The following is a 15,478-nucleotide window of genomic DNA, read 5'->3' as shown; positions in this document are numbered from 1 at the left end:
GTAGTAGCTCAAACGAAAACGAATCGAGCAAAAATAACTCTACTCCAGGTTTTGGATTATTGGGAAGCTGGGCCTGTCTATATGGAGGATGGAGGCTCAGGAATAAATAATTCAGAAGTTGGATAATCAGATTGCGGCTTTTTTATAAAAAATGCGTATGAAAGGGAAATTTGTAATTTATATCATTGCCTGGATTGAATAAATTACCATTTAGTGATATTTTCTTATCAAGATTAAATCATCATAACTTAAACCTCGTGGTAAACTTATGAAGCAGTTATATTGAAGTTAAATTATTCCCATTAGTTGACCAGGTGATGAAATATGAAAACTCGTTACAAAATAATTGTACTACTAATAATCATTTCTGCAGTGTTGCTGTCTATCTGGTGGCAAGAGCAGAAGGAGAGGATATATGAAAGGAATCACATGAGTAGTTATGATTACCGTATCGAGTTGACTACGGATTCGACTCTGAGCAATTTTACTCTTTACCTTCCGCTCCCGGTGATAAACAACACATCACCCGTAGGCACAGATATCGCAGAGAATCATTTCAATGATTATGATCGTTCATGGAAATATGCTCTTGTGGATACGGAGCACGGACTAATGCTTTCTATAAATAATGAGAAAATAGAGCCAAAATACGCTACCAGAAGTAGAGATTCAAAGAAGATTCTGCATCCAAGTATTTTTAGTATGACCTTATTCACTAACCAGACCATAGATACAATGAACCCGCTGGGCAATGAAATGGTTCTTATGCCCAAATACAATCTCACGCAGAATGTCACCAGAAGGCCTTATCCACCGGCATCTGAGATATTTGATTATGAAAGCAAGATGTATGCCCACTATGATACCTCCTCGAATGCAAATGTCAGCATTTCCATTTACCTGCATGGAAGTAATGGATGGTGGATCGGAGGATGGCTGTATAACAGTTATTGGGAAAACATGGGAATTAAGTTGTCTGGACCTCAGGCTGGATGGACAACAGTAAATGGTCAACTTTTTACAGGAGAAGGAACGTACTATTAATATGGAACGTCACCTGTCAAAACAGGCGTCTTCCATCCCGAAATTATTTCGCTAACAATATTGATTGAAATACCTTATCCTTTGTGAAACTTAATGGGAAACAGATCCGTTGGATCATTACTCAAAAGTCTAAAGGTGAATCACCTCGACTTTAAAGAACAGGATAAAAGAGTCGGAGGAAATAAATCCTGTTGCCTTAAAGGCTATCAATTTATGTTGTGAAAATTTCGCCTTCGGATAAAAATAAATAACTTGCAGCCGTTACTCTTTATTGATACCCATGGTTATAGGAGTTACAATGATAAACGTGCTGCCCGGCTACGAAAAAGCAGCATACAGGGAAATGAAGACTATAGAGGGAATCAAGGACGTCTACCATGTTTTCGGAGAGTACGACTTTGTCGTAATTATAGACGTTAAAGATCTGAGCATCCTCAATGCCGTGGTAGACAAAATAAGGGAAAGCGAGACTGTAACCGCAACCCAGACAATTATCGGTGCGGAACTCTGAGTTCCCCGGCGCCTGAAAGCATGGGACTCCGGCAGAAACGAGTCTGAAGAGTCGTTATCTTTTTTTGCAGGCGCTAATATTTATTACCTTGCACTTTTATTAAGTAAGAACTCCTGCTAAGTAAGAACTCCTGCTTTATGACAGATTCTCTTACTGTCAACTACCCGTCACGGAAGTGACGGGAATCCTGCTTAGTTCATCTTGAAAAATGTATTAAAACCTCTCCGGATAAAAATAACATAATATCCTTTTAGCACCGGATTTGATTTAAACACCGGATTTGATTTAAAAACCAGATTTATTTTAAGCATCAGATCAATTTTTCAGCCTGAGGTAAAAGTCCATGGAAACCCCAATTGCAGAAGAACTCGCCAAAAAACAAAAATCCATAAGTGTAGCAGAATTTTTTGAAAAGAACAGGCAAATTCTGGGTTTTGATTCTGCACCTCGAAGCCTCATTACAACCGTAAAAGAAGCCGTGGATAACTCCCTTGATGCCTGTGAGGAAGCCGGTATCCTGCCGGATATCCTTGTTCAGGTTGAGAGGACAGGCCAGGACTATGTAACCGTTATCATTGAAGACAACGGGCCGGGAATTATAAGAGAACAGATCCCCAAAGTTTTTGCAAAGCTTCTCTACGGCTCAAGGTTCCATGCCCTCAAGCAAAGCAGGGGGCAGCAGGGAATAGGAATTTCGGCAGCCGTGCTCTATGCCCAGATGACTGCAGGCAGGCACACAAAAATCCTCTCCAAAACCAGTTCAACGGCTCCTGCCCACTATTACGAGCTCATGATCAATACCAGTACTAATGAGCCTGATATCCTGATAGATGAGGTAAGGGACTGGTTCCGCCCCCATGGGACCCAGGTTGAACTGGAAATGAAGGCTGCTTACGTAAAAGGGAGAAGGCAGTCCATTTATGAATACCTTAAAGCCACTGCAATTGTAAATCCCCATGCAAGGATAACTCTTATAGATCCGGACGGCAACGAGGAAGTCTTTGAAAGGGCTACGGATAAAATACCTGATCCCGCAGAAGAAATTCTGCCCCACCCCGAAGGTATCGAACTGGGCACTCTTATGAAAATGCTTCATTACACGGAGCGCCAGAAGCTTGCCCCTTTTCTACGCTACTCTTTTTGTAAGATCGGGCTGCTCACCGCCGAGGAAATCTGCAAGGCTTCGGGACTTGACCCCGAAATCGACCCCCATGCCCTGGGCCGCCATGAAGCAAGAAAACTAATCGAGGCTTTTGAGAAGGTAAAGATCATGGCCCCTCCGACGGACTGTCTTTCCCCAATCGGGGAAGAGCTGATCTATCGGGGGCTTGAGAAAGAGACAAACGTTGACTTCATTGCCACAAGCACGCGGAAACCGGCTGTATATTCGGGAAACCCCTTTGTAGTGGAAGTCGGGCTTGCATATGGGGGAAATCTCCCGAAAGAAGATAAGATCAGTATCATGCGGTTTGCAAACCGTGTGCCTCTGCTTTACCAGCAGGGAGGCTGTGTGACAACACATGCCGTAGAAGACATCAAGTGGAAGCAGTACGGCTTAAACCAGCCCGGAGGAGGGATTCCCACAGGTCCGGTCCTCCTCCTGATCCATGTCGCTTCCATTAACGTGCCCTTCACCTCCGAATCAAAGGATGCTATTGCAGACATCCCTATAATCAAAGAAGAGGTGGACCTTGCAACCAAAGATGTTGCAAGAAAACTCAAGCATTACCTGAGCAAGCAGAGCAACCTCAAGAAACGCAGGGAAAAGGAAATTATCATTACAAAGGTGCTTCCGAAAATGGCAGCAAAGGTTGCAAATATCCTGGAAAAGGACGTCCCTGACATAAATCCCGTTGTTGCAAAAATCATGGGAAACCTGCTTGTACACAGGAAAGTTAAAAGCAATGGAGATGGGACTGCAGATGTGGCTATAAAGGTCAAGAATTTCGGGACCTCAGCTTATTCTTTCAGGGTACATGAAATGCTTCCCTGCGGAATTAACGGGGCAAAACCGGAGCCAAAGGTTGTGACCATGGGCAATGATTACGATTACATCTGGGAGATTTCGGCAGCTGCAGGGTCTTCAAAAGTACTCAGCTACAGGATAGAGTCTACAACCGAAGAAGAACTCCGAAAGCTTCCTCAACTGATTGTAGAAGGGATTGAAGAAGAACTGGTAACCGGGGCAAAAGCCTTTAAGGGTGTTTGAAATGGCAAGAGAAGCAAATGACAAAACAAGACAGGGAGATGTCCTGGCAAAGGAAAGGCTGCTCGAGCTTGCAGAGAAGATCTACAACCAGTTTGAAGATGAGGTTATCCCAAACGTCAGCCTTCCAAGCCGGACAAAGGCAAACATAGAATATTCCGACGAGAGTGAAGTCTGGGTTTACGGAGACAGGGAAAGCGAAAGGAGCGCAAAGACCGTAAAAGGGGCATTCCAGCTCCTGAAAACTACTTATGCAACAGATTTTCTCATAAACGAGCACCTTGCCCAGAACCGCGGCTCAACACTTCGAGAACTTTATTATATATCTGAGGGCTGGGACGCTGCCAAGTTCAAGGAACAGGCCGAGAGCGACCGCCTGATCGAAGACCTGGAACTCCTGACCAGTCTCCAGAGGGAGTATTTCCACATGCGCCCTGAAGAAGACGGGGCTACTATGTTCGGGCCGATTGAGATCTCGGAACAGACAAAGCGCGGAGTTCGTAATATCCACTGCCAGAAGGATGTAGGGGAAGGAGGATATCAGATCCCTTTCAATGTGGAAAATATCGAGTTTAAGAATCACGACGCAAGCATGATTATAGCCATAGAGACCGGCGGTATGTATGCACGGCTGATGGAAAACGGGTTTGATGAGGCTTATAATGCGATTCTTGTCCACCTGAAGGGTCAGCCTGCGAGGTCAACCCGCAGGATGATCAAACGCATGAACGAGGAACTGGGGATCCCTGTAGCAGTTTTTACTGACGGCGACCCCTGGTCTTACAGGATCTACGCATCTGTTGCCTACGGAGCCATAAAAAGCGCTCACCTTTCGGAATTCATGGCAACCCCGGCAGCCAAATTCCTGGGGCTTCAGCCTTCGGATATCGTGGAATATGAACTCTCAACTGACAAGCTCACCGAGCAGGACATAAGTGCGCTTAGGAGTGAACTTTCCGACCCCCGCTTTGAGTCTGATTACTGGAAAGAGCAGATAAAGCTCCAGCTTGATATAGGCAAGAAGGCTGAACAGCAGGCTTTCGCAGGAAAAGGTCTGGACTTCGTAACCGAGGTATATCTTCCGAACCGACTGAAAGAACTGGGCATGGTTTGAGAGAAATCGCGTGGACATAGCACAGTACAGGGGACTGAATAACAACGGAGATTGAATAATACCGGAGACTGAATAATACCGGAGATTGAATAACAGAGAACTGAATCATCGCTAAGACTGCGAATGATGTCAACTACCCGCCACTAAAGTGACGGGAGCCCTGCTTATTTCATCTTGAAAAGACTGCTGGCAGTGGATAGAAGCGGAAGTCTGAAAAACATGCCTGAAAAACAATCCAGCAGAAATACAGCCGGACGGTTGTTCAAAAAGCGGTAGCTGATTGTGGTGGTTCGAAGTTAATCGATTGATTTTATTAACGTGGATACATTAATGACATCTTTCAGTTTGTATTGTCCCGCACTTTGCGCTGGCCGGAACCTGTGGGCTTCTGGAAATTAAAGTACAATCCGAGCGGCGACGGTAAAATCGAGGATCAAAGTATCAACCGCTTATCGGGGGAAGACCCGTGGTTTTCATCATAAAGTAATTAATGTATACCAATGCATGCATTCAATTGATTGTTTTTGCAAAATCACAGTCAGTTTACGTGCCTGGTATGTTCTGGAAAAAAGAGCCCGAACTCTGTTCCAAAAATACTTATTGAGACTTCTGAAATGCCGCAAGTTATGCCCTGACTACACGGAAAAAACCGGATTTTTCTCTGTTTAACTGCAAATATTTATTTCAACCAAAGACATATTAAAAAATTAGTCTGAAAAGGGCATATCTTGGCGTAAAATTATGCCAAAAATTCCCAATTCAGAGGGAATCCTGACCGAAAAATCAGGTAAAATATGCGGCTGATCTAAAGACTTAAAATGTATGAGCGCATATTGAATTTGTTTCATGACAGAAACATAAAAATTAAATATAAAAATGTCACGATAAAAAGAGAAGGCTTAGTGAATTGACATGATTTTTAAGGTTCTATTTTGAACAGATTTTTCCCTGCGAGTTTTAAAAAATGTATAACATGTCATGAGATTTCAAATAAATAATTTTACCAGATTTTTATGGAGAATAAACTAAAATGAGTGATAAACAGGTTTATGACGCTTCGCACATCCAGGTACTCGAAGGCCTGGAAGCTGTCCGAAAACGTCCCAGCATGTACATAGGGAGCACGGATGGCCGTGGGCTCCACCACCTAGTCTATGAAGTTGTAGACAACAGTATTGATGAAGCCCTTGCAGGTTTCTGTACCAGGGTCGATGTCACGATCAATCCCGACGGAAGCGTGACGGTCCTGGACAATGGGAGAGGTATCCCCATCGACCCCCATCCATTTCACAAGAAATCGGCCCTTGAAGTCGTTATGACCGTTCTGCATGCCGGAGGAAAATTCGATAAGAATACCTACAAAGTTTCCGGGGGACTTCACGGAGTAGGGGTTTCTGTAGTAAACGCTCTTTCGGAATTACTGGAAGTAGAAGTAAGTAGAGACGGAAAGAAATATTTCCAGCGCTATATACGTGGAAAGCCGGAAGCTGATGTTCAGGAAATAGGGACTTCAGACATTCGGGGGACAAAAACCACTTTTAAGCCAGACTCAAAAATTTTCGAGACCACGGATTTCCAATATGATATTCTCTCAAACAGGTTAAGAGAACTTGCTTTCCTTAATCGGGGTCTAACAATTAGCTTGAGGGATTTAAGAAGCCCGGAAGGGGAGTCGGAGACTTTCTCTTATGAAGGGGGAATCGTAGAATTTGTGAATTACCTGAACAAGAAAAAGCAGTCCCTCCACGAAAAACCGATCTATTTCGAACGGCAAAGAGATGATATGGTCGTAGAAATTGCGATGCAATATACGAACAGCTACACTGAAAATGTGTACTCTTTTGCAAACAATATCAACACCCATGAAGGCGGAACTCATATAATCGGTTTCAAGACAGCCCTGACAAGGGTCGCAAACGATTATATAAAAGCCAACAAGCTCTCCAAAGAAGACGCAAAGCTCACAGGCGATGATGTAAGAGAAGGACTGACCGCAATCATCAGTGTCAAGCTTATGGAACCCCAGTTCGAGGGGCAGACCAAGACAAGGCTTGGAAACAGTGACGTCAAAGGGATAGTTGATTCCCTTGTAACAGACGGGCTTGCGGAATATTTTGAGGAAAACCCTAAGGTTGCAAACATCATCCTTGAAAAAGCCCTCCTTGCCCAGAGAGCCAGGGAAGCTGCAAAAAAAGCAAGGGAACTTACCCGCAGAAAGAGCGCACTCGAGGTTAGCACCCTGCCCGGAAAGCTTGCGGACTGCTCGGAGAAGAACCCTGCAGCCTGTGAGATTTATATCGTGGAAGGAGAATCTGCAGGTGGTTCGGCTAAACAGGGTAGGGACCGGGGTTTCCAGGCAATTCTACCTCTCAGGGGCAAGATCCTGAACGTAGAGAAATCAAGGCTTGCAAAGATTCTGAAAAACAACGAGATTGTTTCTCTGGTTACAGCTATAGGGACTGGGGTCAGCGAGGATTTCTCCCTGGAAAACGCCCGCTACCACAAGGTCATTATCATGACTGATGCCGATGTAGACGGAGCGCATATCAGAACTCTTCTCCTTACGATGTTATTCCGCTATATGCGGCCCCTGATTGATGCCGGGTATGTGTACATCGCCCAGCCGCCTCTTTACCGTGTAAAGAAAGGAAAGGCGGATTACTACGTGTATTCTGACAAAGAGCTGGACGAAAAGATAAAGGAAATCGGGGAAAAAGGACTCGCCATCCAGCGTTACAAAGGTCTTGGAGAAATGAACCCCGAACAGCTCTGGGAAACCACTATGAACCCTGAGAGCCGGACTCTTTTACAGGTCACTCTGGAAGATGCAATCCGCGCTGACGATATCTTCCGTATCCTTATGGGAGACGAGGTTGAGCCGCGCAGGAACTTCATAGAAACGCACGCAAAAGAGGTTGTGGAGCTGGACATCTGAGGTGACGAAAAATGGCAGAACGTGAAGACGAAAATAAATCAGAAGCAGAATTGAAAAAATCTTACCAGACAAGCCTTATTCCGGAAGGAACGGATGAAGACCCTGAAGTAGAAGAAGAGGTATCCAGCCTTACATCCGGAGAACCGGATGAAAAACCCGGATTAGAAGAGCAGGAAAACGGAGCCGACCCTGCCCCCGAAGAGCCGGATGAAGAACCCGAACGGACAGGAGTCACATCCATCCTTATCGAAGACGAGATGAAACGCTCCTACATTAACTATGCCATGAGCGTAATCGTCGGAAGGGCTCTCCCCGATGCCCGTGACGGCTTAAAGCCTGTCCACCGCAGGATTCTTTTTTCCATGAAAGAGGCAGGGATTACCCACGACAAGTCTTACAAAAAGTCTGCGCGTATTGTGGGAGACGTACTTGGTAAGTACCACCCGCATGGAGACACTGCCGTTTATGACAGTATCGTGCGGATGGTGCAGACTTTCTCACTCCGTTATCCTTTAATTGACGGGCAGGGAAACTTCGGATCCATTGACGGAGACTCGGCTGCTGCCATGCGATACACCGAAGTCCGTATGGACAGGGTTGCAGAGGAGATGCTGGCTGACATTGATAAAGAGACAGTGCCCTTCAGGCCTAACTATGACGGGTCCCTGGAAGAGCCGGAAGTCCTCCCTGCAAAGCTTCCAAACCTCCTTATCAACGGGTCAACCGGAATTGCCGTCGGAATGGCAACGAACATGGCGCCCCACAACTTGAGAGAAGTCATTGACGGGACCCTGATGCTTATTGAAAACCCGGAGACATCAGTTTCGGAACTGATGACAGTGGTAAAGGGTCCGGACTTTCCTACAGGTGCACATATCCTCGGGACAGCAGGCATAAGGTCTGCATTCACAACAGGAAGAGGGCCGATAAAGATCAGGGCAGTTGCTGAAATTCAGGAGCTTAAAAAAGACAGGCAGCAGATTATAGTAACCGAACTCCCTTACCAGGTGAACAAGTCGAGGCTGATTGAAAACATTGCCCAGCTTGCCAGGGAAAAGGTAATTGTCGGAATTTCCGACCTGCGGGATGAGTCTGACAGGGACGGAATAAGGGTTGTAGTCGAGCTTTCAAGGGGCGCAAATGCCAATGTTATCTTAAACCAGCTCTACAAGCACACCCAGATGGAGACCAGTTTTGGGGTAATCAACCTTGCCCTTGTGGACGGAAAGCCCAAAGAGCTAAACCTGAAACAACTTCTGGAGATCTACCTGACCTACAGGATGGAAATCATCCAGAAGCGGACGCTTTACGACCTCAGGAAGAGCGAGGAAAGAGCCCATCTCCTTGAAGGGTTAAGGATTGCCCTTGACAACATAGATGAAGTGGTTGCCCTGATTAAGGGCTCTGCAAACGGCGATGAAGCGAAACAGGGCTTAATAAATGACTTTGCCCTTGATGAGGTCCAGGCAAAGGCTATCCTGGATATGCGCCTGCAGCGCCTGACAGGGCTTGAGACCCAGAAAATCCTTGAGGAACTGGAAAGCCTCGTGAAAGTGATCGCCGAACTCAGGAAAATCCTGGAAAGCGATGAGCTCAAGTACGAGATTATCAGGACTGAACTCCTTGAGATCAGGGGAAAGTACGGGGACGCCCGCAGGACAAAAATTGTGCAGTACACAGAAGATGTGACTGACGAAGACCTGATCCCGGAAGAAGATGTTGTGGTCACAATCACAAGCAGTGGCTACATTAAACGCATTCCTCTTGACACCTACACCATGCAGCGCCGTGGAGGCAGAGGGATTATCGGCATGGAAACGAAGGAAGAAGACTTTGTGGAAAACCTCTTCATTTCTTCAACCCACAATTATATCCTCTTCTTTACAAACCGTGGCAGGCTCTACTGGCAGAAGGTCTACGAGATCCCCGAAGGTTCCCGCCAGTCGAGAGGCAAAGCCATAGTAAACCTTCTTGAGCTTCAGGAAGGCGAAATGGTCAATGCAATGATCCCTGCAAAAAAGTTTGCCGAAGACAGATACCTCCTTATGGCAACAAGGGCAGGCACGATCAAGAAGACCCCTCTCTCTGAGTTCAGGAACCCCAGGAAAGCCGGTATCATCGCAGTCAGCCTGGACGAAGGTGACGAGCTTGTGAAAGTCCTCCTTACGGAAGGAAAGCAGGAAATTGTGATGGTCTCGAAGAAAGGCAAAGCCATCCGTTTCTCCGAGGAAAACGTCCGCCCGATGGGCAGAACCGCAAGAGGAGTCCGCGGCATGACCCTTGACGGTCCTGACGACGAAGTAGTCAGCATGGACCTGGTTGACGAGACTACAACCCTCCTGACAGTAACCGAAAAAGGCTTTGGAAAAAGGACGGAATACTCCCAGTACCCTGCGCACCGCCGCGGTGGAAAAGGTGTTATTACAATCGTCACAAACCTCAGGAACGGCCCGGTCTCCAACGTCGAATCCGTAGCTGAAGATGATGAACTGATGTTCACGAGCGCAGAAGGCATCATCATCCGCATCCCGGCAAACGGCATCTCCGTCCAGGGCAGAAACACCCAGGGCGTAAGAATAATGAACATAAAGCCAGGGGACAAAGTCGTAGGGATGGCCAGGATCAAAGCCGAAGACGAAGAGGAAAGGCAGCTGAAACTGACAAACCTCAGAGCCAGAAAAGCAGAACAAGCAGGCGAGACAATAGAAGATTCAGAGGACGAAGTCGAAGACGTCGAAGAACTCGAAGACTTTGAAGAACTTGAAGACGTTGAAGAAAAAGAGGAAGTTGAAGAAGACAAGGTAGAAGAGAAAGAAGAAAACTAAAAATGAAATATGGGTGAAGGAAAATAATCCTTCACTCAAACTGCTGCCGGAATGAAGATTTTTGGGGATTTGTTTCCGGCGGCGGACTTTCGTTCAGGAGGGGAGGGAGGCTTGTTTATCTTTGGAGTCTTTCTTTGTGGTAGTGAGGTAGTTATTGATCAAAATCTGCAAAACAGGCACGTCTGCCGTTTATGATTATCAATCCTACCCCCAGACCTGTTTTTCTTCAAGTATTGCTCATTTTCATTTTGAGATGCCCGGTGTCAAGATCTCAAAAGTCAATGATTAGAATTATATAATTACTCCCAATTATATAAGATATCTAGAATATATTCTTCTTAATACTAATCCGTTGATACAATTTTCAATTACATTCACAATAGAACATATTTTTTTAGCCGGAATAATTTATGATTACTCTATGGCTCTTACAAAGGAGATTAGTGTATATTTCTCTGAGGGTTTGATAGTAATCATTTTTATCATAAACTGGCATATATTACACATTATTATATAATTGATTATGTTAGGAAGTAATATATACTGGAATATACATGTTAACTTTTAACTCAATCACTCAAAAAATGTCACAACATTGTCTGATGTTCAGCAATTTTAAGAGAAATAGTGAGAGAGTCAATGTAAAGGAGGAATAAATGAATGCAAGAAGTGGATTTATTACCGCCAATTAATACGAAAGTTGGAGAAATATTCGATATTTCAATACCCTCGAACCCTTCGACTGGCTACAGCTGCTTACTGTCAGAGATGCCAAGTTGCGTTTATTTTGTGGATTCCGAATATATACCCGATGAACCCATCGTACCAGGAAGCGGAGGAACCAGCAAGTTCAAGTTTGTTGCAGTCGAGAAAGGTAGTGGCAAAATTATATTCCATAGTGTGAAGTTCTCTGACCCTCTTGAAATATTGGAACCTACTGTTATGCAGCAAAGATTTGTTATAGTAGAGTAAAGATGATTTCCTTAAAATGGCTTCCTTCTGCCATTCATTTCCTTTTTTGATCTTGATTAATTTTACATGAATTAAACAGGTGCATTTAATTATTATATTATACTGATATTTGCATCAGCCAGCTCCCGCCAGAGTGAAAAATTGCATGAAAATTTCCGGCGGCGGGCTTTTAGTCAGGAGGGGAGCCGGGCGGGAAACTTATTTTTGGGGGCGGTTTTTTGAATAGATTTTTGAACAGGTCGGGTACAGATTTGTTTTGCAGGATTTTCTTAATTCAGGGTTGGTTTGAGTTTCGATGCTTCTTAAAATGGGGTATCATACGACTGCGGAGCAGGCGGTGAAGTGCAAAAAAGAGAAAAAACAAAAGATTCTGAAACTAAAGATTTACATTTCGACCCCCTTTCAAAAATAAAGTGATTTCTGCAACAATTGACTATATTAATTAAATCTGCTGTGGACACAAGCTCAACAAAATAAATGATTTTGGATGAATCCAAAAATTCTCCAAAAACTCCCTATCAAATTTGTAACAAATACTACAAAGTTGGCCAATTTTCAGCTATATCTCATGGAAGGTTGAATAATTAATTCAGAAGATTGGGTAATATGAGTACTGAATTGTACTAATAAAACAAATAAGTCCCTCTTTTAGGGAGGGAATCGAAATGTAAATATTAACAAGCTTTTTGAGTAGATTATTCAAATTAAGGCCTTCTTTTTCAGACGAAAATAACAAATACTGGCACAGATGTTCTTATTTTATAGAGTAGATGGGGAATTAATACGAAGAAAGAAACTAAAGTAAGATTAGAAAAAGAGTTACAAAATTGTAATAATATTTTGTTAAACAATCCTCAAGATATAGGCGCATTGTATGAAAAAGGAGATATTTTATTCAAATTACATCAGCTTCAAAATGCGCTTGAAGTCTATAACTTCCTTATAGATATAATACCTGAAAACCCTGATTTTAGGATTAAGAAATTACATACACTTTTGAAACTGGAAGGATACAGGGAAATAAATCAAGTTCACAGTGTTGCAGATACGTTATCTCCCATCATGGAAAATAAGTCTATGGGTAGGGAAAAAGAAATAAGTAAATCTATTGATATTGTATACAATCTTATGAAAAATGAGTCTATTGATCACGAAAGTTTTTTTGGGTCAAGAATGGGATATGCAAGAGCATGGGGAGAATTGGGCACATTTCTACTTAGTACAGGCAGATTAATGGAAGCCAAAGAAGCAAATAAAACTTCCTGTAAAATCTATGACGCCATAAATAAGTCGTTGGGAGAGGCTCAAAGAAAAAGTAATGCCATTCGGAATTATAATTTTATGATATATGAAAATAATGAGGATGGAAATGCTTGGTATAATGTAGGTCGTATATTAGAAAAGGTTAATGAGTCAAAAAGAGCTGGAGACGCATATGAAAAAGCTGCTCAGCTATTCTATCAAAAAGGGAATACTTCTATAAAAAAGCATCTTTATGGAATAGCACATGATTCTTTCAAAAAAACATTAGAGATAAAACCTACATTTGGGCGTGCTTGGGTTAAAGGTGGGTATGTTCTTATTAAACAAAACGAATTCGAAAATGCAATTAAATATTTCGATAAAGCATTAGAAATAAATCAAGAAGATGCTGAAGCCTGGTGTTTTAGAGGTATTGCTCTGGCTAAACTTAAAATGTATAATGATGCATTAAATTCTTATGAAAAAGCATTAAAAATTGAACCTCAATTTTTCGAAGTATTGTATGAAAAAGGAAACATATACTCTGAAGTTCAAAGTTATGAAAAAGCTCTTAAATGCTATGAAGAAGCTTTAGAGCTAAGAGAAAATCATTCCATTTTGTGGAACAACTATGGTTTTGTACTAGGAAAATTAGAAAAATACAAAGAAGCTTTGGAAGCTTATGATAAATCACTTAAGATCAAAACTGATTACTACAAAGCATTATACAACAAAGCTTACGTTCTTGAAAAATTAGGACGAAGTGAGGAATCCAAACTTGTTTATCTAAAGACTGCAGAATCTTTTTACGAAACTGGTAATATTTTTTACACAAATGGGAATTTTTGCAAAGCTGTAGAGTTTTTTGAAAATGTGCTTAAAATAATTCCAGGGCATGTAGGCGCATTGAGTAAAAAAGCAAGTGCTTTGTTCAAACAGGGAAATATAGATACAAGGGACATTCTAAAACTAGTTGACAAATCACTTGAGATTGACCCCAAATGTGCTGAAAGTTGGTTTTTAAAAGGAGAAGTTTATTATAAAAGTAGTGAAACTGAAAAAGCACGTGAATTTCATGAGAAAGCAATTAAACTGAATCCAGCGTTGTCCGAAAAAATGTCTTATCTTTATAGTTATGATCACGCTATTCAGAAAGATTCAAAGTTGGAGGGCGAAAAACACAACTTTGAGAATTGGTATGACAAAGAGAACTATGTAAATAAGTATGGGTTGTATAAATGAAATAGTGAATCGGCTACAATTTGAAAGCCGTAGAAGTATTGAGCATTAAACCTGCAAAGGTCCTATCTCACATCACTAAAAATTCACGAAATCGACTTAAGTTCCTCGCCCAAACCAGTTATCTCCCAATTTCTCTTCCTCATCTTCCTCCTGCATTCTCGCATACGCCTCATACTCTCCGCTCTCCGTATCGAAAACAAACCTGTAAACTGTTTTGAAATAAGCCCGGTATTCGACATACGGGTTTCTCGCATCGCTCAGCATGACAGTTATCGAGCCGTTTTCCTCCGAGACGCTGTAGACAGGATAATCGATTTCCTGAGGAACGGCTGTGCTGTAAAGTTTTCCGGCTCTTTCGGCATAGGCGGAGGCATCGGCGACGTCGCCGGTCACGTTGATTTTTTCGATATAACCTCTTCTTTCGATCCCTGCCCAGTAGCTGACTTCCAGAATCTTGTAGTGGGTGGAGTTATAGGAATATGCGGTAAGGAACTTTCCGGGCGAGGAAGGGTAGGTTTCCTGATAGCTGATTTTTGTCCCCTCGGCGTTGGAAATATAATTCACAAGGAATATTTTTGCCACCGGCAGCACTGTAAGCCAGACCAGAAGCACAACCAGAAGGGTTCTATAGAATTTGCTCCGGTTTTCGGTGAAAAAGGTACAGAAGCTGTTGAACTTTCCGTTCCATCTGCCCTTTCTTTTTATATACCCGACAAATAAGACAAAGAGGGGCAGCAGAGGAAGGAGGTTTGCCAGGGGGTCGAAGAAGTAAACTGCTCCCATGATGGACGTCTCGGTGCTGAAAGGGTAGAAGGGGCGCATTTTCCAGCTGGTGGCATAATCAAGGTAGCTGTGGAGAAAAATGGCTGCAAATCCGGCGGCTGTAAACCGGCGGTCTTTTGTTTTCAGCCAGATAAAAAGCGTGACAATCAGGATGAAAAGGATGGAATGCATGAACTCCCTGTGGCCCAGCAGATAAAAAAGCTGGTTTCGAGCCTCATGGCTTACGCTATCGCTGACGAGGGCAAACAGGATGTATGGGATGATGTCCAGGTCCGGCAGGATTGCCAGAAATGCCAGGATGCCTCGCTTTTTTCCTTTGAAACCGAGAGCCAGAGCGATCAGAAGGCCGATCCCAAGATGAGAGACTGTGTTTACCATTTGTTTTGTCCCTGAATGAATTTTCGTTTTACTTTTGATAAAGCACAAATATCTTGTTGAATATCCGGAATAAATTTCTACAAAAATATCTCATAGTTTGTATCTTTTATCTTTATAATGGATGCGATGTATAACTATATTCTGCATTTAAATTGCCATATGGCGATTTAATATGTATTTGAAGACATAATACAGCAGAGTAGTTTGAGACGGATTTATTTGAAAA

9 protein-coding genes are annotated in these 15,478 nt (G+C 43.1%); 8 read left to right on the top strand and 1 reads right to left on the bottom strand.

All coding sequences use genetic code 11. From position 1 onward, the window contains the following. Nucleotides 1-324: 324 nt before the first annotated feature. The 8 genes from EO98_RS07725 to EO98_RS07690 all read left to right on the top strand — a co-directional run bounded on the left by EO98_RS07725 (nt 325) and on the right by EO98_RS07690 (nt 14,091). Entirely contained in the window at nt 325-1,044 is a 720-nt protein-coding gene (locus EO98_RS07725; RefSeq protein ID WP_235283448.1) for a hypothetical protein, read from the top strand. 298 nt (nt 1,045-1,342) lie between these two features. Continuing rightward, nucleotides 1,343-1,555 (top strand): Lrp/AsnC ligand binding domain-containing protein, encoded by a 213-nt coding sequence (locus tag EO98_RS07720; RefSeq protein ID WP_082098523.1) that lies wholly within the window; start codon nt 1,343-1,345, stop codon nt 1,553-1,555. 343 nt (nt 1,556-1,898) lie between these two features. After that, nucleotides 1,899-3,764, top strand: coding sequence for a DNA topoisomerase VI subunit B (locus EO98_RS07715; RefSeq protein ID WP_048137421.1), 1,866 nt, complete (start codon nt 1,899-1,901; stop codon nt 3,762-3,764). 1 nt (nt 3,765) lies between these two features. Next, nucleotides 3,766-4,875, top strand: a complete 1,110-nt coding sequence (locus EO98_RS07710) for a DNA topoisomerase IV subunit A (protein ID WP_048137423.1) — start codon at nt 3,766-3,768, stop codon at nt 4,873-4,875. A 1,030-nt stretch (nt 4,876-5,905) separates the two neighbouring features. Next, entirely contained in the window at nt 5,906-7,810 is a 1,905-nt protein-coding gene (gene gyrB / locus EO98_RS07705; protein ID WP_048137425.1) for a DNA topoisomerase (ATP-hydrolyzing) subunit B, read from the top strand. Between the two features lie 11 nt (nt 7,811-7,821). Then, entirely contained in the window at nt 7,822-10,635 is a 2,814-nt protein-coding gene (gene gyrA / locus EO98_RS07700; protein ID WP_048137427.1) for a DNA gyrase subunit A, read from the top strand. Between the two features lie 660 nt (nt 10,636-11,295). After that, complete coding sequence (locus EO98_RS07695) at nt 11,296-11,607, top strand: protease inhibitor I42 family protein (protein WP_052734427.1); 312 nt, start codon at nt 11,296-11,298, stop codon at nt 11,605-11,607. Between the two features lie 840 nt (nt 11,608-12,447). Continuing rightward, nucleotides 12,448-14,091, top strand: coding sequence for a tetratricopeptide repeat protein (locus EO98_RS07690; protein ID WP_048137429.1), 1,644 nt, complete (start codon nt 12,448-12,450; stop codon nt 14,089-14,091). A gap of 96 nt (nt 14,092-14,187) precedes the next feature. Here EO98_RS07690 and EO98_RS07685 read toward each other — a convergent pair whose 3' ends face one another. Further along, nucleotides 14,188-15,252, bottom strand: a complete 1,065-nt coding sequence (locus tag EO98_RS07685) for a metal-dependent hydrolase (protein ID WP_048137431.1) — start codon at nt 15,250-15,252, stop codon at nt 14,188-14,190. Between the last annotated feature and the right edge of the window lie 226 nt (nt 15,253-15,478).

Origin of the sequence: Methanosarcina sp. 2.H.T.1A.6, from assembly GCF_000979455.1 — an archaeon.
Taxonomy (GTDB): Archaea; Halobacteriota; Methanosarcinia; order Methanosarcinales; family Methanosarcinaceae; genus Methanosarcina.
Note: the sequence above shows the minus strand (reverse complement) of the source record. Positions and strands in the feature narration are given on the sequence as shown.